Genomic DNA, 19,500 nt, shown 5'->3' on the forward strand with positions numbered 1-19,500 from the left:
GGATTTCTTTTTTGACATCCCTGTAGTCCGTTCTACGCTTCAATATGTGGAAGCGGAGGGTCTATAAAATGAAAGGTGATGTTAAGATAATAAATTATCTCAATAAATTATTGGGAAACGAGCTTGTCGCAATAAACCAATACTTTCTCCACGCGAGAATGTTCAAAAACTGGGGCCTGATGCGCCTCAACGATATTGAGTATCACGAATCCATCGATGAAATGAAACACGCCGATCGCTACATCGAGCGTATTCTGTTTCTTGAAGGGATCCCCAATCTGCAGGACCTGGGCAAGCTGCATATCGGCGAGGACGTCGAGGAGATGCTGCAGTCTGACCTTAAGCTTGAGCTGGACGGCGCGAAAGATCTCCGTGAAGCGATAGCCTATGCCGATAGTGTTCATGATTATGTCAGTCGCGATATGCTGATCAATATCCTGACTGAGGAAGAACATCACATCGACTGGCTGGAAACCGAGCTGGATTTGATTAGTAAAATTGGCCTGCAGAACTACCTTCAGTCGCAGATCAAAGTCGAAGATTAAACCCCGACACGCCGGCAACAATAAAACCCGCAGCCCCCAGAAATGGACCGAACGGCAGCGGGTTTTTTATGCCCGCCAACGAGCGTTGCCAGCAGGCTGTGCTGAATACGTATATCGCAGCCATCGTGCTGGCCGTTAGCACTAAAACCGGCAGCGATGGCCAGCCATGCCACGCTCCCAACGCCGCCAGATATTTTACGTCGCCGTAGCCTAATCCCTCACGCCCGCGAAGCCCCCGGTATCCCCAATAAATCATGGCCATGGCACCATAGCCGGCAAAAATTCCCCATAGTGCATCATTAACGTTAGCCGGCCGCAGGCTCAGCTGAAAGAGCAGCCCCGCCCACAGGAGAGGGCAGGTGAGACGGTCGGGCAGCAACCCCGTGCGAGCGTCATGCCAGCACAGGGCGCTGCTCAACAGCACGTAGGCAATAAAGAAAGGAAAGGCGATAAGCGTCATTGTTTGGATACCGGTCTGGAAATATTGGGCGAGTGTGGCGGGAGGGGAGAAGGGTGGCAAACGGCAACATCACGCTGTGCGAGGCGTTATCCAGAAAAATTGCGCGGCTTGCCGTTTTGCAGGCTGCTTTGCGCCTCTTTCCGCAGAATAAGGTGACTATTTAATAAACACGACTTGCTTCGCATGGGCATTTGTGTATAATGCGCGGGCTTGTCTAATATTGACAGGCGGTTCAATCTGAACCAGGTACTGCGAAAGCGATACCAGACAATGTTCCCAATTGGGGAACTCTGTAAGAACGGTTACACTCTCCCATCAATCGTAATGGGTTTGAGGAGTAACTATTTCGTCTATAAAATAATTGGAGCTCTGGTCTCATGCAGAACCAAAGAATCCGTATCCGCCTGAAAGCGTTTGATCATCGTCTGATCGATCAATCAACCGCGGAAATCGTCGAGACTGCTAAGCGCACTGGTGCGCAAGTCCGTGGTCCGATCCCGCTGCCGACCCGCAAAGAGCGTTTCACCGTTCTGATCTCTCCGCACGTTAACAAAGACGCGCGTGATCAGTACGAGATTCGTACTCACAAGCGTCTGGTTGACATCGTTGAGCCAACTGAAAAAACCGTTGATGCTCTGATGCGTCTGGACCTGGCTGCCGGTGTAGACGTGCAGATCAGCCTGGGTTAATCAGGTCATCGAGCGATTGAGAGGTTGATACAATGATTGGTTTAGTCGGTAAAAAAGTGGGTATGACCCGCATCTTCACTGAAGATGGCGTATCTATCCCAGTAACCGTTATCGAAGTTGAAGCAAACCGCGTTACTCAGATCAAAGATCTGGCTAACGATGGCTATCGCGCTGTTCAGGTTACCACTGGTGCTAAAAAAGCTAACCGTGTAACTAAGCCGGAAGCTGGCCACTTCGCTAAAGCTGGCGTAGAAGCCGGTCGCGGCCTGTGGGAATTCCGTCTGGCTGATGGTGAAGAATACACCGTAGGTCAGAGCATCAGCGTAGAACTGTTTGCTGACGTTAAAAAAGTTGACGTAACCGGTACCTCTAAAGGTAAAGGTTTCGCTGGTACCGTTAAGCGCTGGAACTTCCGTACCCAGGACGCTACTCACGGTAACTCCTTGTCCCACCGCGTTCCGGGTTCTATCGGTCAGAACCAGACTCCGGGCAAAGTGTTCAAAGGCAAGAAAATGGCAGGTCAGCTGGGCAACGAACGCGTCACTGTTCAGAGCCTGGACGTAGTACGTGTTGACGCTGAGCGCAACCTGCTGCTGGTTAAAGGTGGTGTTCCGGGTGCGACCGGTTGCGACCTGATCGTTAAACCAGCTGTGAAGGCGTAAGGGGATAGCAATGGAATTAGTATTGAAAGACGCGCAGAGCGCGCTGACTGTTTCCGAAACTACCTTCGGTCGTGATTTCAACGAAGCGCTGGTTCACCAGGTTGTTGTTGCTTATGCAGCTGGTGCTCGTCAGGGTACTCGTGCTCAGAAGACTCGTGCTGAAGTAACTGGTTCTGGTAAAAAACCATGGCGCCAGAAAGGTACCGGCCGTGCGCGTTCAGGTTCTATCAAGAGCCCGATCTGGCGTTCTGGTGGCGTGACCTTCGCTGCTCGTCCGCAGGACCACAGTCAAAAAGTTAACAAAAAGATGTACCGCGGCGCGCTGAAAAGCATCCTGTCCGAACTGGTACGTCAGGATCGTCTGATCGTTGTCGAGAAGTTCTCTGTTGAAGCGCCTAAAACTAAGCTGCTGGCACAGAAACTGAAAGACATGGCTCTGGAAGATGTGCTGATCATCACCGGTGAGCTGGACGAAAACCTGTTCCTGGCTGCGCGCAACCTGCACAAGGTTGACGTACGCGATGCAACTGGTATCGACCCGGTTAGCCTGATCGCCTTCGACAAAGTCGTAATGACTGCTGATGCTGTTAAGCAAGTTGAGGAGATGCTGGCATGATTCGTGAAGAACGTCTGCTGAAGGTGCTGCGCGCACCGCACGTTTCTGAAAAAGCGTCTACTGCGATGGAAAAAACTAACACCATCGTTCTCAAAGTTGCTAAAGACGCGACCAAAGCAGAAATCAAAGCTGCTGTGCAGAAACTGTTTGAAGTCGAAGTCGAAGTCGTTAACACCCTGGTTGTTAAAGGGAAAGTTAAACGTCACGGACAGCGTATCGGTCGTCGTAGCGACTGGAAAAAAGCTTACGTCACCCTGAAGGAAGGCCAGAATCTGGACTTCGTTGGCGGCGCTGAGTAAGTCGGAGGAGTAATACAATGGCAGTTGTTAAATGTAAACCGACATCTCCGGGTCGTCGCCACGTTGTTAAAGTGGTTAACCCTGAGCTGCACAAGGGCAAACCTTTTGCTCCGCTGCTGGAAAAAAACAGCAAATCCGGTGGTCGTAACAACAATGGCCGTATCACCACTCGTCACATTGGTGGTGGTCACAAGCAGGCTTACCGTATTGTTGACTTCAAACGCAACAAAGATGGTATCCCGGCAGTTGTTGAACGTCTTGAGTACGATCCGAACCGCTCCGCGAACATCGCGCTGGTTCTGTACAAAGACGGCGAGCGCCGTTACATCCTGGCCCCGAAAGGCCTGAAAGCTGGCGACCAGATTCAGTCTGGCGTTGATGCTGCAATCAAAGCAGGTAACACCCTGCCGATGCGCAATATCCCGGTTGGTTCTACCGTTCATAACGTAGAAATGAAACCAGGTAAAGGCGGTCAGCTGGCACGTTCCGCTGGTACTTACGTTCAGATCGTTGCTCGTGATGGTGCTTATGTCACCCTGCGTCTGCGTTCTGGTGAAATGCGTAAAGTCGAAGCAGACTGCCGTGCAACTCTGGGCGAAGTTGGCAATGCTGAGCATATGCTGCGCGTTCTGGGTAAAGCCGGTGCTGCACGCTGGCGTGGTGTTCGTCCGACCGTTCGCGGTACCGCGATGAACCCAGTCGATCACCCACATGGTGGTGGTGAAGGTCGTAACTTTGGTAAGCACCCGGTATCCCCGTGGGGCGTTCAGACCAAAGGTAAAAAGACCCGCAGCAACAAGCGTACTGATAAATTCATCGTACGTCGCCGTAGCAAATAATTTTAGAGGATAAGCCATGCCACGTTCTCTCAAGAAAGGTCCTTTTATTGACCTGCACTTGCTGAAGAAGGTAGAGAAAGCGGTGGAAAGCGGAGACAAGAAGCCCCTGCGCACTTGGTCCCGTCGTTCAACGATCTTTCCTAACATGATCGGTTTGACCATCGCTGTCCATAATGGTCGTCAGCACGTTCCAGTCTTTGTTACCGACGAAATGGTTGGTCACAAACTGGGTGAATTCGCACCGACTCGTACTTATCGCGGCCACGCTGCTGATAAAAAAGCGAAGAAGAAATAAGGTAGGAGGAAGAGATGGAAACTTTAGCTCAACATCGCCATGCTCGTTCTTCTGCTCAGAAGGTTCGCCTTGTTGCTGACCTGATTCGCGGTAAGAAAGTGTCGCAGGCACTGGAAATTCTGACCTACACCAATAAGAAAGCGGCTGTACTGGTCAAGAAAGTTCTGGAATCTGCCATTGCTAACGCTGAACACAACGATGGCGCTGACATTGACGATCTGAAAGTTACGAAAATTTTCGTAGACGAAGGCCCGAGCATGAAGCGCATTATGCCGCGTGCGAAAGGTCGTGCAGATCGCATCCTGAAGCGCACCAGCCACATCACTGTGGTTGTGTCCGATCGCTGAGACTCTGGAGACTAGCAATGGGTCAGAAAGTACATCCTAATGGTATTCGCCTGGGTATTGTAAAACCATGGAACTCAACCTGGTTTGCGAACACCAAAGAATTCGCTGACAACCTGGACAGCGACTTTAAAGTACGTCAGTACCTGACTAAGGAACTGGCGAAGGCGTCCGTATCTCGTATCGTTATCGAACGTCCGGCTAAGAGCATCCGTGTGACCATTCACACTGCTCGCCCGGGTATCGTGATCGGTAAGAAAGGTGAAGACGTAGAAAAACTGCGCAAAGTCGTAGCTGATATTGCTGGCGTTCCTGCCCAGATCAATATCGCCGAAGTGCGTAAGCCTGAACTGGACGCAAAACTGGTTGCTGACAGCATCACTTCTCAGCTGGAACGTCGCGTTATGTTCCGTCGTGCTATGAAGCGTGCTGTACAGAACGCAATGCGTCTGGGCGCTAAAGGTATCAAAGTTGAAGTTAGCGGCCGTCTGGGCGGCGCGGAAATCGCACGTACCGAATGGTACCGCGAAGGTCGCGTACCGCTGCACACTCTGCGTGCTGACATCGACTACAACACCTCTGAAGCGCACACCACTTATGGTGTAATCGGCGTTAAGGTATGGATCTTCAAAGGTGAGATCCTGGGTGGTATGGCTGCTGTTGAACAACCGGAACCGGCTGCTCAACCTAAAAAGCAGCAGCGTAAAGGCCGTAAATAAGGAGCGTCGCTGATGTTACAACCAAAGCGTACAAAATTCCGTAAAGTGCACAAAGGCCGTAACCGCGGTCTGGCGCAGGGTACGGATGTTAGCTTCGGCAGCTTCGGCCTGAAAGCTGTTGGCCGTGGTCGTCTGACTGCCCGTCAGATCGAAGCAGCACGTCGTGCAATGACCCGTGCAGTTAAGCGTCAAGGTAAGATCTGGATCCGTGTATTCCCGGACAAACCGATCACCGAAAAACCGCTGGCAGTGCGTATGGGTAAAGGTAAAGGTAACGTGGAGTATTGGGTTGCCTTGATCCAACCGGGCAAAGTCCTGTATGAAATGGACGGTGTTCCGGAAGAGCTGGCCCGTGAAGCATTCGGCCTCGCTGCAGCGAAACTGCCGATCAAAACCACCTTTGTAACTAAGACGGTGATGTAATGAAAGCAAAAGAGCTGCGTGAAAAAAGCGTTGAAGAGCTGAACGCTGAGCTGCTGAACCTGCTGCGTGAGCAGTTCAACCTGCGCATGCAGGCTGCAAGTGGCCAGCTGCAACAGACTCACCTGCTGAAGCAGGTTCGTCGTGATGTTGCACGCGTTAAGACTTTACTGACTCAGAAGGCGGGTGCGTAATGACCGATAAAATCCGTACTCTGCAAGGTCGCGTAGTTAGCGCAAAAATGGAGAAATCCATTGTTGTTGCTATCGAACGTATGGTGAAACACCCGGTATACGGCAAATTCATCAAACGTACGACCAAACTGCACGTACATGACGAGAACAACGAATGCGGCATGGGCGACGTGGTTGAAATCCGCGAATGCCGTCCGCTGTCCAAGACTAAATCCTGGACGCTGGTTCGCGTTGTAGAGAAAGCGGTTCTGTAATACAGTACTCGTTCTCGATACGAATAAACGGCTCAGCGATGAGCCGTTTATTTTTTCTACCCTTATCGTTGAAGCGGTGTTATAATGCCGCGCCCTCGATATGGGGCTTTTTAACGACCTGAATTCGGGTCTCAGTAGTAGTTGACATTAGCGGAGCACTAAAATGATCCAAGAACAGACTATGCTGAACGTCGCCGACAACTCCGGTGCACGTCGCGTAATGTGTATCAAGGTTCTGGGTGGCTCGCACCGTCGCTACGCAGGCGTAGGCGACATCATCAAGATCACCATCAAAGAAGCAATTCCGCGTGGTAAGGTCAAAAAAGGTGATGTGCTGAAGGCGGTAGTGGTGCGCACCAAGAAGGGTGTTCGTCGCCCGGACGGTTCTGTCATTCGCTTCGATGGTAATGCATGCGTTATTTTAAACAATAACAGCGAGCAGCCTATCGGTACGCGTATTTTTGGGCCGGTAACTCGTGAACTTCGTAACGAGAAGTTCATGAAAATTATCTCTCTGGCACCAGAAGTACTCTAAGGAGCGAATCATGGCAGCTAAAATCCGTCGTGATGACGAAGTTATCGTGTTAACCGGTAAAGATAAAGGTAAGCGCGGTAAAGTAAAAAATGTTCTGTCTTCCGGCAAACTTGTCGTTGAAGGTATCAACCTGGTTAAGAAACATCAGAAGCCGGTTCCGGCCCTGAACCAACCGGGTGGCATCGTTGAAAAAGAAGCCGCTATTCAGGTTTCCAACGTTGCAATCTTCAATGCGGCTACCGGCAAGGCTGACCGTGTAGGCTTTAGATTCGAAGACGGCAAAAAAGTCCGTTTCTTCAAGTCTAACAGCGAAACTATCAAGTAATTTGGAGTAGTACGATGGCGAAACTGCATGATTACTACAAAGACGAAGTAGTCGCTAAACTCATGTCTGAGTTTAACTACAATTCTGTCATGCAAGTCCCTCGGGTCGAGAAGATCACCCTGAACATGGGTGTTGGTGAAGCGATCGCTGACAAGAAACTGCTGGATAATGCAGCAGCTGATCTGACAGCAATCTCCGGTCAAAAACCGCTGATCACCAAAGCACGCAAATCAGTTGCAGGCTTCAAAATCCGTCAGGGCTATCCGATCGGCTGTAAAGTAACTCTGCGTGGCGAACGCATGTGGGAGTTCTTTGAGCGCCTGATCACTATTGCTGTACCGCGTATCCGTGACTTCCGTGGCTTGTCCTCTAAGTCTTTCGACGGTCGTGGTAACTACAGCATGGGTGTCCGTGAGCAGATCATCTTCCCAGAAATCGACTACGATAAAGTCGACCGCGTGCGTGGTTTGGATATTACCATTACCACTACTGCGAAATCTGACGAAGAAGGCCGTGCTCTGCTGGCTGCCTTTGACTTCCCGTTCCGCAAGTAAGGTAGGGTTACTGAATGGCTAAGCAATCAATGAAAGCACGCGAAGTAAAGCGCGTAGCTTTAGCTGATAAGTACTTCGCAAAACGCGCTGAACTGAAAGCTATTATCTCTGATGTGAACGCGACCGACGAAGATCGTTGGAACGCAGTTCTCAAGCTGCAGTCTCTGCCGCGTGATTCCAGCCCGTCTCGTCAGCGTAAACGCTGCCGTCAAACAGGTCGTCCGCATGGCTATGTGGGCAAGTTCGGGTTGAGCCGTATTAAGCTTCGTGAAGCCGCTATGCGCGGTGAAGTACCGGGCTTGAAAAAGGCTAGCTGGTAATTACCAATTGAATCACGGGAGTAAAGACAGATGAGCATGCAAGATCCGATCGCGGATATGCTGACCCGTATCCGTAACGGTCAGGCCGCGAATAAAGCTGCGGTCACCATGCCTTCCTCCAAGCTGAAAGTGGCAATTGCCAACGTGCTGAAGGAAGAAGGTTTTATTGAAGATTTTAAAGTTGAAGGCGACACCAAGCCGGAACTGGAACTGACTCTTAAGTATTTCCAGGGTAAAGCTGTTGTAGAAAGCATTCAGCGTGTCAGTCGCCCAGGTCTGCGCATTTATAAGCGTAAAGACGAGCTGCCGAAAGTTATGGCAGGCATGGGTATCGCAGTTGTTTCTACCTCTAAAGGTGTTATGACTGATCGTGCAGCGCGCCAGGCTGGTCTTGGTGGCGAAATTATCTGCTACGTAGCCTAATCGGAGGAAAAAATGTCTCGTGTTGCTAAAGCACCGGTCGTTGTTCCTGCCGGCGTTGATGTAAAAATCAACGGTCAGGTTATTGCGATCAAAGGTAAAAACGGCGAGCTGACTCGTACTCTCAACGATGCTGTTGAAGTTAAACATGCAGATAATGCTCTGACCTTCGGTCCGCGTGATGGTTACGTAGACGGTTGGGCTCAGGCTGGTACCGCGCGTGCCCTGCTGAACTCAATGGTTATCGGTGTTACCGAAGGCTTCACTAAGAAGCTGCAGCTGGTTGGTGTAGGTTATCGTGCAGCGGTCAAAGGGAACGTAGTAAACCTGTCTTTAGGTTTCTCTCACCCGGTTGAACATCAGCTGCCGGCAGGTATTACTGCTGAATGTCCGACTCAAACTGAAATCGTGCTGAAAGGCGCTGATAAGCAGGTGATCGGTCAGGTTGCAGCGGATCTGCGCGCCTACCGTCGTCCTGAGCCTTACAAAGGCAAGGGTGTTCGTTACGCCGACGAAGTCGTGCGTACCAAAGAGGCTAAGAAGAAGTAAGGTAACACTATGGATAAGAAATCTGCTCGTATCCGTCGTGCGACCCGCGCACGCCGCAAGCTCCAGGAGCTGGGCGCAACTCGCCTGGTGGTACATCGTACCCCGCGTCATATTTACGCACAGGTAATTGCACCGAACGGTTCCGAAGTTCTGGTAGCTGCTTCTACTGTAGAAAAAGCTATCGCTGAACAACTGAAGTACACCGGTAACAAAGACGCTGCTGCAGCTGTGGGTAAAGCTGTCGCCGAACGCGCTCTGGAAAAAGGCATCAAAGATGTGTCCTTTGACCGTTCCGGGTTCCAATATCATGGTCGTGTCCAGGCACTGGCAGATGCTGCCCGTGAAGCTGGCCTTCAGTTCTAAGGTAGAGGTGTAAGATGGCTCACATCGAAAAACAAGCTGGCGAACTGCAGGAAAAGCTGATCGCGGTAAACCGCGTATCTAAAACCGTTAAAGGTGGTCGTATTTTCTCCTTCACAGCTCTGACTGTAGTAGGCGATGGTAACGGTCGCGTTGGTTTTGGTTACGGTAAAGCGCGTGAAGTTCCAGCAGCGATCCAGAAAGCGATGGAAAAAGCCCGTCGCAATATGATTAACGTCGCGCTGAATACTGGCACCCTGCAGCACCCGGTTAAGGGTACTCACACGGGTTCTCGTGTATTCATGCAGCCGGCTTCCGAAGGTACCGGTATCATCGCCGGTGGTGCAATGCGCGCCGTTCTGGAAGTCGCTGGAGTTCGTAACGTTCTGGCTAAAGCGTATGGTTCCACTAACCCGATTAACGTGGTTCGTGCAACTATCGACGGTCTGGAAAATATGAAATCTCCGGAAATGGTCGCTGCCAAGCGTGGTAAATCCGTTGAAGAAATTCTGGGGAAATAAACCATGGCAAAGACTATTAAAATTACTCAAACCCGCAGTGCAATCGGTCGTCTGCCGAAACACAAGGCAACGCTGCTTGGCCTGGGTCTGCGTCGTATTGGTCACACCGTAGAGCGCGAGGATACTCCTGCTGTTCGCGGTATGGTCAACGCGGTTTACTTCATGGTTAAAGTTGAGGAGTAAGAGATGCGTTTAAATACTCTGTCTCCGGCCGAAGGCTCTAAAAAGGCGGGTCGCCGTCTGGGTCGTGGTATCGGTTCTGGCCTCGGTAAAACCGGCGGTCGTGGTCACAAAGGTCAGAAGTCTCGTTCTGGCGGTGGCGTACGTCGTGGTTTCGAGGGTGGTCAGATGCCTCTGTACCGTCGTCTGCCGAAATTCGGCTTCACTTCTCGCAAAGCAGCGATCACAGCGGAAATCCGTCTGTCTGACCTGGCGAAAGTGGAAGGCGGTATTGTTGACCTGAACACGCTGAAAGCAGCTAACATTATCGGTGTCCAGATCGAGTTCGCGAAAGTGATCCTGGCTGGTGAAGTTTCTACTCCGGTAACTGTTCGTGGCCTGCGTGTTACTAAAGGCGCTCGTGCTGCTATCGAAGCTGCTGGCGGTAAAATCGAGGAATAAGTAGCAGATGGCTAAACAACCGGGATTAGATTTTCAAAGTGCCAAAGGTGGCTTAGGCGAGCTGAAACGCAGACTGTTGTTTGTAATCGGTGCGCTTATTGTGTTCCGTATTGGCTCTTTTATTCCGATCCCTGGTATTGATGCCGCTGTACTTGCCAAACTGCTTGAGCAACAGCGAGGCACCATCATTGAAATGTTCAACATGTTCTCTGGTGGTGCTCTCAGCCGTGCTTCTATTTTTGCTCTGGGGATCATGCCGTATATTTCGGCGTCGATCATTATCCAGCTGCTGACGGTGGTTCATCCAACGCTGGCTGAAATCAAGAAAGAAGGGGAGTCTGGTCGTCGTAAGATCAGCCAGTACACCCGCTACGGTACTCTGGTGCTGGCGATATTCCAGTCGATCGGTATTGCTACCGGTCTGCCGAATATGCCTGGTATGCAGGGCCTGGTAATCAATCCAGGCTTTGCATTCTATTTCACCGCTGTTGTAAGTCTGGTTACAGGGACCATGTTCCTGATGTGGCTCGGCGAACAGATCACTGAACGCGGTATCGGTAACGGTATCTCGATCATTATCTTCGCTGGTATCGTTGCGGGACTCCCGCCAGCCATTGCCCATACTATCGAGCAAGCGCGTCAAGGCGACCTGCACTTCCTCCTGTTGCTGTTGGTTGCAGTATTAGTGTTTGCAGTGACGTTCTTTGTTGTATTTGTTGAACGTGGTCAACGCCGCATTGTGGTAAACTACGCGAAACGTCAGCAGGGTCGTCGTGTCTATGCTGCACAGAGCACACATTTACCGCTGAAAGTGAATATGGCAGGGGTAATCCCGGCAATCTTCGCTTCCAGTATTATTCTGTTCCCTGCGACCATCGCGTCATGGTTCGGGGGCGGTACCGGTTGGAACTGGCTGACAACAATTTCGCTGTATTTGCAGCCTGGGCAACCGCTTTATGTGTTACTCTATGCGTCTGCAATCATCTTCTTCTGTTTCTTCTACACGGCGTTGGTCTTCAACCCGCGTGAAACAGCAGATAACCTGAAGAAGTCCGGTGCATTTGTACCAGGAATTCGTCCGGGAGAGCAAACGGCGAAGTATATCGATAAAGTAATGACTCGCCTGACACTCGTTGGTGCATTGTATATTACTTTTATCTGCCTGATCCCGGAGTTCATGCGTGATGCAATGAAAGTGCCGTTCTACTTCGGTGGGACATCGCTACTGATCGTTGTTGTCGTGATTATGGACTTTATGGCTCAAGTGCAAACTCTGATGATGTCAAGTCAGTACGAGTCTGCATTGAAGAAGGCGAACCTGAAAGGCTACGGCCGTTAATTGGTCGCCCGAGAAGTTACGGAGAGTAAAAATGAAAGTTCGTGCTTCCGTCAAGAAATTATGCCGTAACTGCAAAATCGTTAAGCGTGATGGTGTCATCCGTGTGATTTGCAGTGCCGAGCCGAAGCATAAACAGCGCCAAGGCTGATTTTTTCGCATATTTTTCTTGCAAAGTTGGGTTGAGCTGGCTAGATTAGCCAGCCAATCTTTTGTATGTCTGTACGTTTCCATTTGAGTATCCTGAAAACGGGCTTTTCAGCATGGTGCGTACATATTAAATAGTAGGAGTGCATAGTGGCCCGTATAGCAGGCATTAACATTCCTGATCAGAAACATGCTGTGATCGCGTTAACCTCGATCTACGGCGTCGGTAAGACCCGTTCTAAAGCCATTCTGGCTGCTGCGGGTATCGCTGAAAATGTTAAGATCAGTGAGCTGTCTGAAGGACAAATCGACACGCTGCGTGACGAAGTTGCCAAATTTGTCGTTGAAGGTGATCTGCGCCGTGAAATTAGCATGAGCATCAAGCGCCTGATGGATCTTGGTTGCTATCGCGGTTTGCGTCATCGTCGTGGTCTCCCGGTTCGCGGTCAGCGTACCAAGACCAACGCACGTACCCGTAAGGGTCCGCGCAAACCGATCAAGAAATAATCGGGGTGATTGAATAATGGCAAAGGCACCAATTCGTGCACGTAAACGTGTAAGAAAGCAAGTCTCTGACGGCGTGGCTCATATCCATGCTTCTTTCAACAACACCATCGTTACCATTACTGATCGTCAGGGTAACGCGCTGGGTTGGGCAACAGCCGGTGGTTCCGGTTTCCGTGGTTCGCGTAAATCCACTCCGTTTGCAGCTCAGGTTGCAGCAGAGCGTTGCGCTGACGCCGTTAAAGAATACGGCATCAAGAATCTGGAAGTTATGGTTAAAGGTCCGGGTCCAGGCCGCGAATCTACTATTCGTGCTCTGAACGCCGCTGGTTTCCGCATCACTAATATTACTGATGTGACTCCGATCCCTCATAACGGTTGTCGTCCGCCGAAGAAACGTCGCGTATAACGCTTCGTTTTCCAGGTTTGTTGGAGAAAGAAAATGGCAAGATATTTGGGTCCTAAGCTCAAGCTGAGCCGTCGTGAGGGCACCGACTTATTCCTTAAGTCTGGCGTTCGCGCGATCGATACCAAGTGTAAAATTGAACAAGCTCCTGGCCAGCACGGTGCGCGTAAACCGCGTCTGTCTGACTATGGTGTGCAGTTGCGTGAAAAGCAGAAAGTTCGTCGTATCTACGGCGTGCTGGAGCGTCAGTTCCGTAACTATTACAAAGAAGCAGCACGTCTGAAAGGCAACACCGGTGAAAACCTGTTGGCTCTGCTGGAAGGTCGTCTGGACAACGTAGTATACCGTATGGGCTTCGGCGCCACTCGTGCAGAAGCACGTCAGCTGGTTAGCCATAAAGCAATCATGGTAAACGGTCGTGTTGTTAACATCGCTTCTTATCAGGTTAAAGCGAATGACGTTGTTAGCATCCGTGAGAAAGCGAAAAAGCAATCTCGCGTTAAAGCCGCTCTGGAGCTGGCTGAACAGCGTGAAAAGCCAACCTGGCTGGAAGTTGATGCTGGCAAGATGGAAGGCACGTTCAAGCGTCAGCCTGAGCGTTCTGATCTGTCTGCGGACATTAACGAACACCTGATCGTCGAGCTTTACTCCAAGTAAAGCTTAGTACCAAAGAGAGGACACAATGCAGGGTTCTGTGACAGAGTTTCTAAAACCGCGCCTGGTAGATATCGAGCAAGTGAGTTCGACGCACGCCAAGGTGACCCTTGAGCCTTTAGAGCGTGGCTTTGGCCATACTCTGGGTAACGCACTGCGCCGTATTCTGCTCTCATCGATGCCGGGTTGCGCGGTGACCGAGGTTGAGATTGATGGTGTACTTCATGAGTACAGCACCAAAGAAGGCGTTCAGGAAGATATCCTTGAAATCCTGCTCAACCTGAAAGGGCTGGCGGTGAGAGTTCAGGGTAAAGATGAAGTTATTCTTACCTTGAATAAATCTGGCATTGGCCCTGTGACCGCAGCCGATATCACCCATGATGGGGATGTCGAAATCGTCAAGCCGCAGCACGTGATCTGCCACCTGACCGATGAGAACGCCGCTATTAGCATGCGTATCAAAGTTCAGCGCGGTCGCGGTTATGTGCCGGCTTCTGCCCGAATTCATTCGGAAGAAGATGAGCGCCCGATCGGCCGTCTGTTGGTCGACGCCTGCTACAGCCCTGTAGAGCGTATTGCCTACAATGTTGAAGCAGCGCGTGTAGAACAGCGTACCGACCTGGACAAGCTGGTCATCGAAATGGAAACCAACGGCACAATCGATCCTGAAGAGGCGATTCGTCGTGCGGCAACCATCCTGGCAGAACAACTGGAAGCTTTCGTTGATTTACGTGATGTACGTCAGCCGGAAGTGAAAGAAGAGAAACCAGAATTCGATCCGATCCTGCTGCGCCCTGTTGACGATCTGGAATTGACTGTCCGCTCTGCTAACTGCCTCAAGGCAGAAGCTATCCACTATATCGGTGATCTGGTACAGCGTACCGAGGTTGAGTTGCTGAAAACGCCGAACCTGGGTAAAAAATCTCTTACCGAGATTAAAGACGTGCTGGCTTCACGTGGTCTGTCTCTGGGCATGCGCCTGGAAAACTGGCCGCCGGCAAGCATTGCTGACGAGTAACCGGATCACAGGTTAAGGTTTTACTGAGAAGGATAAGGTCATGCGCCATCGTAAGAGTGGTCGTCAACTGAACCGCAACAGCAGCCATCGCCAGGCTATGTTCCGCAACATGGCAGGTTCTCTGGTTCGTCATGAAATCATCAAGACGACCCTGCCTAAAGCGAAAGAACTGCGTCGCGTAGTTGAGCCGCTGATTACTCTTGCCAAGACTGATAGCGTTGCTAATCGTCGTCTGGCATTCGCCCGTACTCGTGATAACGAGATCGTGGCAAAACTGTTTAACGAGCTGGGCCCGCGTTTCGCGAGCCGTACCGGTGGTTACACTCGCATTCTGAAGTGTGGCTTCCGTGCAGGCGACAACGCGCCGATGGCATACATCGAGCTGGTTGATCGTGCTGAGCCGAAAGCAGAAGCAGCTGCAGAGTAATTTGCAGTAAAGTAAAAAAACCCGCCTCGGCGGGTTTTTTTATATCCCCTCTTCCCCCATCCTATCTACAATAGCCGTATTGTTTTTGTTCAATTCAACGGAGTCGAATGATGTGGCTACTGGACCAATGGGCTGAACGTCATATCAGCGATGCCCAGCGTAAAGGCGAATTTGATAACCTTCCTGGTCAGGGTGAACCGCTGAGCCTAGATGATGATTCCGCCGTACCGGCAGAACTGCGTTCCGGCTACCGGCTGTTGAAGAATGCAGGCTGTTTACCTCCTGAGCTTGAACAACGTAAAGAAGCGATGGCGCTGGCCGACCTGCTGAAAGGCATTCGTCGTGAGGACGAGCGTTACCATGAGCTGAGCCGTAGGCTGGCGCTGATGGAGCTAAAGCTCCAGCAGGCGGGACTGAGCACCGAGTTTTTGCGCGGTGATTATGCCGATAAACTCATGCAAAAAATTAATGAGGAGTAGCAATGTACCGAATTGGCGAGCTGGCAAAACACGCAGGCGTCACCCCAGACACCGTCCGTTATTATGAAAAGCAGCAGATGATGAGCCATGATGTACGCACCGAAGGCGGGTTCAGGCTCTATACTGCCGACGATCTTCAACGTCTGAAGTTCATTCGTTATGCGCGGCAGCTTGGTTTTACACTCGAATCGATCCGCGAATTGTTGTCGATCCGTGTGGATCCGGAACACCATACCTGCCAGGAATCTAAGAGCATTGTCCAGGCCAGACTCAGCGAAGTGGAGTTGCGTATTGAAGAGCTGCAGTCGATGCAGCACGCGCTCAAACAGCTGAATGATGCCTGCTGTGGAAGCGCGCACAGCAGTGAATTTTGCTCCATTCTCAGTATTCTTGAACAGGGCGCTGGGGCGTCGTGAAATCATTGTTGAATTTTTGAACCATGAGATCTACACTCGCCGCGTATCAATAACCCCAACTGGAGATATTTTATGAGCCGCTATCAGCATACGAAGGGGCAGATTAAAGATAATGCGCTTGAAGCGCTGTTGCATGACCCGCTGTTTCGTCAGCGCGTTGAGAAAAACAAAAAAGGGAAAGGGAGCTACTTACGTAAGGAAAAACACGGTAAACAATATGGTCGGGAGGCCAGTGGCAAACAAGCAATGTGCTTTTTTACCACTGGCTTTCTGCTTTCTGCGGCCTGATTAAGAACGGTTATTCTGTTCTTTCAGCAGATCGCGAATTTCGGACAGCAGCACTTCTTCTTTTGTTGGCGCCGGAGCGGCAGCCGGTTCTTCTTTCTTACGGTTAAGCTTGTTCATCAGCTTAATGGCCATAAAGATAGCGAAAGCGACAATAATAAAATCAAATACGTTCTGGATGAATACGCCGTAATGCATGACCACGGCAGGAATATCACCCTGTGCGTCACGCAGCGTCACTGCAAACTGTTTGAAATCAATCCCACCGATTAAAAGACCCAGCGGCGGCATGATGATGTCTGCAACGAGAGATGACACAATCTTGCCAAACGCCGCACCAATAATGACACCCACTGCCAAATCAACAACATTTCCCCGCATCGCGAATTCGCGAAACTCTTTAATAATGCTCATTTTATTCTCCCTTGTGCTAGCTGACGTTTATAAGTTTAACAAATGTTTATCTAATTTCCATTGGTGATAATAAATATGACGGCATTAATTAACCCTGAAATATGAGAGGGTTAATAAAAAGGCGCCCTTTTGAGCGCCTTTGGAAAATTAAAGGAAGAAGGGGCTGGGCTGGAACAATCGCTCTACGTCGGAAATATATTTTTTGTCGGTCAGGAACATAATGACGTGATCGCCTTGTTCAATGCGCAAATTATCATTGGCAATCATAACGTCATTCCCGCGGACCACTGCGCCGATAATCGTACCCGGCGGCAGTTTGATTTCGTCAATCACGCGCCCAACCACCCGCGATGTGCTTTCATCACCGTGAGCAACGGCTTCAATTGCCTCGGCAACGCCACGACGCAGTGACGAGACGCCAACAATATCCGCTTTGCGCACGTGGCTCAGCAGCGCAGAGATCGTGGCCTGCTGTGGCGAGATCGCAATATCGATAACGCTGCCCTGAACCAGATCGACATAGGCGCGGCGTTGGATCAACACCATCACTTTTTTGGCGCCCATCCGCTTGGCCAGCATTGCGGACATGATATTCGCTTCATCGTCGTTGGTGACGGCGATGAACAGATCAACTTGATCGATATGCTCTTCCGCCAGCAGCTCTTGATCCGATGCATCACCAAAGAAGACGATGGTATTTTGCAGCTTCTCTGCCAGTTCGGCCGCGCGCTGCTGATTACGTTCAATCAGCTTCACGCTGTAATCTTTTTCCAGACGGCGTGCCAGGCCGGCGCCGATATTGCCGCCGCCAACCAGCATGATGCGCTTATACGGTTTTTCCAGCCGCTGAAGCTCGCTCATGACCGCGCGAATATGCTGTGATGCGGCAATAAAGAACACTTCATCCCCGGCTTCCACAATAGTGGAACCTTGCGGACGAATAGGGCGATCATGACGGAAGATGGCCGCCACGCGGGTATCAATGTGGGGCATATGCTCGCGCATGGTCGACAGGGCATTACCCACTAGCGGGCCACCGTAATACGCCTTCACTACTGCCAGGCTGACCTTGCCTTCGGCGAAATTGACGACCTGCAGCGCACCTGGGTATTCGATCAGGCGGTAGATGTTGTCAATGACCAGCTGTTCAGGTGCGATGAGATGGTCGATCGGTACGGCGTCGCTCTGGAACAGCTTATCGGCGTCGCGCACATAGTCCGGTGAGCGGATTCGTGCGATGCGGTTAGGCGTATTGAATAATGAGTAGGCGACCTGGCAGGCGACCATATTCGTTTCATCCGAACTGGTCACAGCAACCAGCATATCGGCATCGTCAGCACCCGCCTCGCGCAGCACGCGAGGATGTGAGGCATGGCCTTGCACAACGCGGAGGTCGAATTTGTCCTGCAGGCTGCGCAGGCGCTCGCCGTTGGTGTCAACGATGGTGATGTCGTTGTTTTCCCCGACCAGGTTTTCCGCCAGCGTGCCGCCGACTTGTCCGGCGCCCAGAATGATAATTTTCATCAGTTGCGACCCGTTATCTCATTACTTTTTGATTAGCTTAGCGTAGAAGAAGCCATCACCTTCTTCGGCACCGGGTAAATTCTGGCGGCCTGGCTGCTCGGGCGTGCCGGTCTCGCAGAGTACGGCATCCGGCGTACGGGCCAGGAATGCGGCAATTTGCTGTTGGTTTTCTTCCGGCAGAATGGAGCAGGTGGCGTACACCAGCGTACCGCCTGGTTTCAGATGCGCCCAGGTGGCATTGAGTATTTCGGCCTGTAGCTGGGCCAGCTCGGCGATGTCTCGATCCCGGCGCAGCCATTTAATATCAGGGTGGCGGCGAATGACGCCGGTCGCAGAACACGGCGCATCCAGCAGAATACGATCGAACTGCTGCTCGCCGCACCATTGCTCAGGATAACGACCATCGCCTTGTTTTACCGTCGCTTTCATTCCCAGGCGCTTCAGGTTGTCATAAACGCGTGAAAGCCGCTTTTCATCGACGTCCACCGCCATAACATCGGCCTGTGGTGCGACTTCCAGAATATGAGTTGTTTTACCGCCTGGCGCACAGCACAGATCGAGGATCTGTTCGCCGTTTTCCGGCAGCAGATAGTTTATACACCCTTGAGCGGACGCATCCTGTACGGTCACCCAGCCTTCGTCAAACCCCGGCAAGGCGTGCACGGGTGCTGGCGTTTCCAGACGCACGGCATCCGGATACTCTGGATGGGGGTAACCCGTCATGCCGGCTTCCGCGAGCAGGCCAAGCCAGGCGTCACGCGTATGATGGTTGCGGTTGACGCGCAACCACATTGGCGGGCGCTGATTATTGGCCTCGAGAATGGCTTCCCACTGCTGGGGATAGGCAGACTTAATACGCTTCACCAGCCAGGAAGGATGAAGGAAACGCAAATCGCTTTGCGCGAATTCGGCCAGTAGCTCTTCCTGGCGGCGCTGGAACTGACGCAGCACGCCGTTGATTAGCCCTTTCAACTGAGGACGCTTAATGACGACCGCACCCTCAACGGTTTCGGCCAGCGCGGCGTGTGGGGGAATACGGGTATGCAGCAGCTGGTAAAAACCAACCATGATCAGGTAGTGAACCGTGCGCTGTTTGCCCGTCATCGGGCGTTCCATCAGCTGTTGGATCATCCACTCAAGCTGCGAAAGCGTGCGCAGCACGCCGAAGCACAGTTCCTGCAGCAGCGCTTTATCTTTATCGGCCACTTTTTGCTGTAATGCCGGTAGCACGTTGCTTAGAGACTGCCCTTTTTCGACAACCTGTTCAACGGCCTGGGCCGCCATACTGCGTAAATTAAGATATTTTTTCATAACCGTAAAAATAAAAATGCCCGGAGACTCCGGGCTTT

36 protein-coding genes are annotated in these 19,500 nt (G+C 51.4%); 32 read left to right on the top strand and 4 right to left on the bottom strand.

Annotation, left to right across the window (positions count from 1 at the left end; genetic code table 11):
- Window positions 1–68 precede the first annotated feature (68 nt).
- The gene (bfr, locus tag H7R76_RS02275) at window positions 69–545 is read left to right on the top strand and encodes a bacterioferritin (RefSeq protein ID WP_106930832.1); all 477 of its coding nucleotides are present in this window, start codon (window positions 69–71) and stop codon (window positions 543–545) included.
- On the opposite strand, the gene H7R76_RS02280 is transcribed toward bfr, so the two are convergent.
- Complete coding sequence (locus H7R76_RS02280) at window positions 529–1,005, bottom strand: prepilin peptidase (RefSeq protein WP_106930834.1); 477 nt, start codon at window positions 1,003–1,005, stop codon at window positions 529–531. The genes bfr and H7R76_RS02280 overlap by 17 nt on opposite strands.
- A gap of 377 nt (window positions 1,006–1,382) precedes the next feature.
- Here H7R76_RS02280 and rpsJ point away from each other — a divergent pair, with 377 nt between their 5' ends.
- The 31 genes from rpsJ (at window position 1,383) to H7R76_RS02435 (ending at window position 16,216) form a co-directional block, all read left to right on the top strand.
- The gene (rpsJ, locus tag H7R76_RS02285; RefSeq protein ID WP_001181005.1) at window positions 1,383–1,694 is read left to right on the top strand and encodes a 30S ribosomal protein S10; all 312 of its coding nucleotides are present in this window, start codon (window positions 1,383–1,385) and stop codon (window positions 1,692–1,694) included.
- A 32-nt stretch (window positions 1,695–1,726) separates the two neighbouring features.
- Window positions 1,727–2,356 carry a 50S ribosomal protein L3 gene (gene rplC, locus H7R76_RS02290; RefSeq protein WP_064541630.1) on the top strand — a complete coding sequence of 210 codons (630 nt, stop codon included), beginning with the start codon at window positions 1,727–1,729 and terminating at the stop codon, window positions 2,354–2,356.
- A 10-nt stretch (window positions 2,357–2,366) separates the two neighbouring features.
- Entirely contained in the window at window positions 2,367–2,972 is a 606-nt protein-coding gene (gene rplD, locus H7R76_RS02295; RefSeq protein WP_000424395.1) for a 50S ribosomal protein L4, read from the top strand.
- Window positions 2,969–3,271, top strand: a complete 303-nt coding sequence (gene rplW / locus H7R76_RS02300; RefSeq protein WP_000617546.1) for a 50S ribosomal protein L23 — start codon at window positions 2,969–2,971, stop codon at window positions 3,269–3,271. The genes rplD and rplW overlap by 4 nt, the downstream gene beginning before the upstream one ends.
- Before the next feature lie 17 nt (window positions 3,272–3,288).
- On the top strand, window positions 3,289–4,110 hold the full coding sequence (gene rplB, locus H7R76_RS02305) for a 50S ribosomal protein L2 (protein ID WP_008457150.1): 822 nt from the start codon (window positions 3,289–3,291) through the stop codon (window positions 4,108–4,110).
- Between the two features lie 16 nt (window positions 4,111–4,126).
- Window positions 4,127–4,405 carry a 30S ribosomal protein S19 gene (rpsS, locus tag H7R76_RS02310; protein ID WP_001138117.1) on the top strand — a complete coding sequence of 93 codons (279 nt, stop codon included), beginning with the start codon at window positions 4,127–4,129 and terminating at the stop codon, window positions 4,403–4,405.
- Window positions 4,406–4,419: 14 nt separating this feature from the next.
- A complete protein-coding gene (gene rplV / locus H7R76_RS02315; RefSeq protein WP_035894978.1) occupies window positions 4,420–4,752 on the top strand; it encodes a 50S ribosomal protein L22 in 333 nt (110 codons plus the stop codon).
- Window positions 4,753–4,769: 17 nt separating this feature from the next.
- Complete coding sequence (gene rpsC / locus H7R76_RS02320; protein ID WP_006817277.1) at window positions 4,770–5,468, top strand: 30S ribosomal protein S3; 699 nt, start codon at window positions 4,770–4,772, stop codon at window positions 5,466–5,468.
- A 12-nt stretch (window positions 5,469–5,480) separates the two neighbouring features.
- Window positions 5,481–5,891, top strand: a complete 411-nt coding sequence (rplP, locus tag H7R76_RS02325) for a 50S ribosomal protein L16 (protein WP_035894979.1) — start codon at window positions 5,481–5,483, stop codon at window positions 5,889–5,891.
- Window positions 5,891–6,082: a 50S ribosomal protein L29 gene (gene rpmC / locus H7R76_RS02330; protein ID WP_002919754.1), complete on the top strand. Its 192-nt coding sequence runs from the start codon at window positions 5,891–5,893 to the stop codon at window positions 6,080–6,082. Before rplP ends, rpmC begins: the two co-directional genes overlap by 1 nt.
- Window positions 6,082–6,336: a 30S ribosomal protein S17 gene (gene rpsQ / locus H7R76_RS02335; RefSeq protein ID WP_035894980.1), complete on the top strand. Its 255-nt coding sequence runs from the start codon at window positions 6,082–6,084 to the stop codon at window positions 6,334–6,336. The genes rpmC and rpsQ overlap by 1 nt, the downstream gene beginning before the upstream one ends.
- 163 nt (window positions 6,337–6,499) lie before the next feature.
- A complete protein-coding gene (gene rplN / locus H7R76_RS02340; protein WP_000613954.1) occupies window positions 6,500–6,871 on the top strand; it encodes a 50S ribosomal protein L14 in 372 nt (123 codons plus the stop codon).
- Window positions 6,872–6,881: 10 nt separating this feature from the next.
- Window positions 6,882–7,196, top strand: a complete 315-nt coding sequence (gene rplX, locus H7R76_RS02345; protein WP_003863287.1) for a 50S ribosomal protein L24 — start codon at window positions 6,882–6,884, stop codon at window positions 7,194–7,196.
- Window positions 7,197–7,210: 14 nt separating this feature from the next.
- Window positions 7,211–7,750 carry a 50S ribosomal protein L5 gene (gene rplE, locus H7R76_RS02350; RefSeq protein WP_106930836.1) on the top strand — a complete coding sequence of 180 codons (540 nt, stop codon included), beginning with the start codon at window positions 7,211–7,213 and terminating at the stop codon, window positions 7,748–7,750.
- Window positions 7,751–7,764: 14 nt separating this feature from the next.
- Window positions 7,765–8,070 carry a 30S ribosomal protein S14 gene (rpsN, locus tag H7R76_RS02355; protein ID WP_064541637.1) on the top strand — a complete coding sequence of 102 codons (306 nt, stop codon included), beginning with the start codon at window positions 7,765–7,767 and terminating at the stop codon, window positions 8,068–8,070.
- Between the two features lie 30 nt (window positions 8,071–8,100).
- The gene (rpsH, locus tag H7R76_RS02360; RefSeq protein WP_003031127.1) at window positions 8,101–8,493 is read left to right on the top strand and encodes a 30S ribosomal protein S8; all 393 of its coding nucleotides are present in this window, start codon (window positions 8,101–8,103) and stop codon (window positions 8,491–8,493) included.
- A gap of 12 nt (window positions 8,494–8,505) precedes the next feature.
- Entirely contained in the window at window positions 8,506–9,039 is a 534-nt protein-coding gene (gene rplF, locus H7R76_RS02365) for a 50S ribosomal protein L6 (RefSeq protein ID WP_182966890.1), read from the top strand.
- A gap of 9 nt (window positions 9,040–9,048) precedes the next feature.
- Window positions 9,049–9,402, top strand: coding sequence for a 50S ribosomal protein L18 (rplR, locus tag H7R76_RS02370; protein ID WP_000358960.1), 354 nt, complete (start codon window positions 9,049–9,051; stop codon window positions 9,400–9,402).
- 14 nt (window positions 9,403–9,416) lie between these two features.
- A complete protein-coding gene (gene rpsE / locus H7R76_RS02375; protein ID WP_015962744.1) occupies window positions 9,417–9,920 on the top strand; it encodes a 30S ribosomal protein S5 in 504 nt (167 codons plus the stop codon).
- Between the two features lie 3 nt (window positions 9,921–9,923).
- On the top strand, window positions 9,924–10,103 hold the full coding sequence (gene rpmD, locus H7R76_RS02380; protein WP_003863301.1) for a 50S ribosomal protein L30: 180 nt from the start codon (window positions 9,924–9,926) through the stop codon (window positions 10,101–10,103).
- A gap of 3 nt (window positions 10,104–10,106) precedes the next feature.
- Window positions 10,107–10,541, top strand: a complete 435-nt coding sequence (rplO, locus tag H7R76_RS02385; protein WP_106930840.1) for a 50S ribosomal protein L15 — start codon at window positions 10,107–10,109, stop codon at window positions 10,539–10,541.
- 7 nt (window positions 10,542–10,548) lie between these two features.
- A complete protein-coding gene (secY, locus tag H7R76_RS02390) occupies window positions 10,549–11,880 on the top strand; it encodes a preprotein translocase subunit SecY (protein ID WP_015962746.1) in 1,332 nt (443 codons plus the stop codon).
- Window positions 11,881–11,911: 31 nt separating this feature from the next.
- The gene (rpmJ, locus tag H7R76_RS02395; RefSeq protein ID WP_000868187.1) at window positions 11,912–12,028 is read left to right on the top strand and encodes a 50S ribosomal protein L36; all 117 of its coding nucleotides are present in this window, start codon (window positions 11,912–11,914) and stop codon (window positions 12,026–12,028) included.
- A gap of 146 nt (window positions 12,029–12,174) precedes the next feature.
- Window positions 12,175–12,531, top strand: a complete 357-nt coding sequence (gene rpsM / locus H7R76_RS02400) for a 30S ribosomal protein S13 (protein WP_013364454.1) — start codon at window positions 12,175–12,177, stop codon at window positions 12,529–12,531.
- 16 nt (window positions 12,532–12,547) lie between these two features.
- Complete coding sequence (gene rpsK, locus H7R76_RS02405; RefSeq protein ID WP_001029684.1) at window positions 12,548–12,937, top strand: 30S ribosomal protein S11; 390 nt, start codon at window positions 12,548–12,550, stop codon at window positions 12,935–12,937.
- A gap of 33 nt (window positions 12,938–12,970) precedes the next feature.
- Window positions 12,971–13,591 (top strand): 30S ribosomal protein S4, encoded by a 621-nt coding sequence (gene rpsD / locus H7R76_RS02410; RefSeq protein ID WP_038158499.1) that lies wholly within the window; start codon window positions 12,971–12,973, stop codon window positions 13,589–13,591.
- Between the two features lie 25 nt (window positions 13,592–13,616).
- Window positions 13,617–14,606 carry a DNA-directed RNA polymerase subunit alpha gene (locus H7R76_RS02415; RefSeq protein WP_002919219.1) on the top strand — a complete coding sequence of 330 codons (990 nt, stop codon included), beginning with the start codon at window positions 13,617–13,619 and terminating at the stop codon, window positions 14,604–14,606.
- Between the two features lie 40 nt (window positions 14,607–14,646).
- On the top strand, window positions 14,647–15,033 hold the full coding sequence (gene rplQ, locus H7R76_RS02420; RefSeq protein ID WP_064541646.1) for a 50S ribosomal protein L17: 387 nt from the start codon (window positions 14,647–14,649) through the stop codon (window positions 15,031–15,033).
- A 110-nt stretch (window positions 15,034–15,143) separates the two neighbouring features.
- A complete protein-coding gene (locus tag H7R76_RS02425; protein WP_182967894.1) occupies window positions 15,144–15,512 on the top strand; it encodes a DnaJ family domain-containing protein in 369 nt (122 codons plus the stop codon).
- Between the two features lie 2 nt (window positions 15,513–15,514).
- A complete protein-coding gene (zntR, locus tag H7R76_RS02430; protein WP_182966892.1) occupies window positions 15,515–15,928 on the top strand; it encodes a Zn(2+)-responsive transcriptional regulator in 414 nt (137 codons plus the stop codon).
- 72 nt (window positions 15,929–16,000) lie between these two features.
- Entirely contained in the window at window positions 16,001–16,216 is a 216-nt protein-coding gene (locus H7R76_RS02435) for an alternative ribosome-rescue factor A (protein ID WP_106930846.1), read from the top strand.
- Here H7R76_RS02435 and mscL read toward each other — a convergent pair whose 3' ends face one another.
- The 3 genes from mscL to rsmB form a co-directional block, all read right to left on the bottom strand.
- Window positions 16,217–16,627 carry a large-conductance mechanosensitive channel protein MscL gene (mscL, locus tag H7R76_RS02440; RefSeq protein ID WP_064541658.1) on the bottom strand — a complete coding sequence of 137 codons (411 nt, stop codon included), beginning with the start codon at window positions 16,625–16,627 and terminating at the stop codon, window positions 16,217–16,219. It lies immediately after the preceding gene.
- A gap of 147 nt (window positions 16,628–16,774) precedes the next feature.
- On the bottom strand, window positions 16,775–18,151 hold the full coding sequence (trkA, locus tag H7R76_RS02445) for a Trk system potassium transporter TrkA (RefSeq protein WP_106930850.1): 1,377 nt from the start codon (window positions 18,149–18,151) through the stop codon (window positions 16,775–16,777).
- Window positions 18,152–18,172: 21 nt separating this feature from the next.
- On the bottom strand, window positions 18,173–19,462 hold the full coding sequence (gene rsmB, locus H7R76_RS02450) for a 16S rRNA (cytosine(967)-C(5))-methyltransferase RsmB (protein WP_182929920.1): 1,290 nt from the start codon (window positions 19,460–19,462) through the stop codon (window positions 18,173–18,175).
- Between the last annotated feature and the right edge of the window lie 38 nt (window positions 19,463–19,500).

The organism is Klebsiella sp. WP8-S18-ESBL-06 (assembly GCF_014169755.1).
Lineage (GTDB): Bacteria > Pseudomonadota > Gammaproteobacteria > Enterobacterales > Enterobacteriaceae > Kluyvera > Kluyvera ascorbata_B.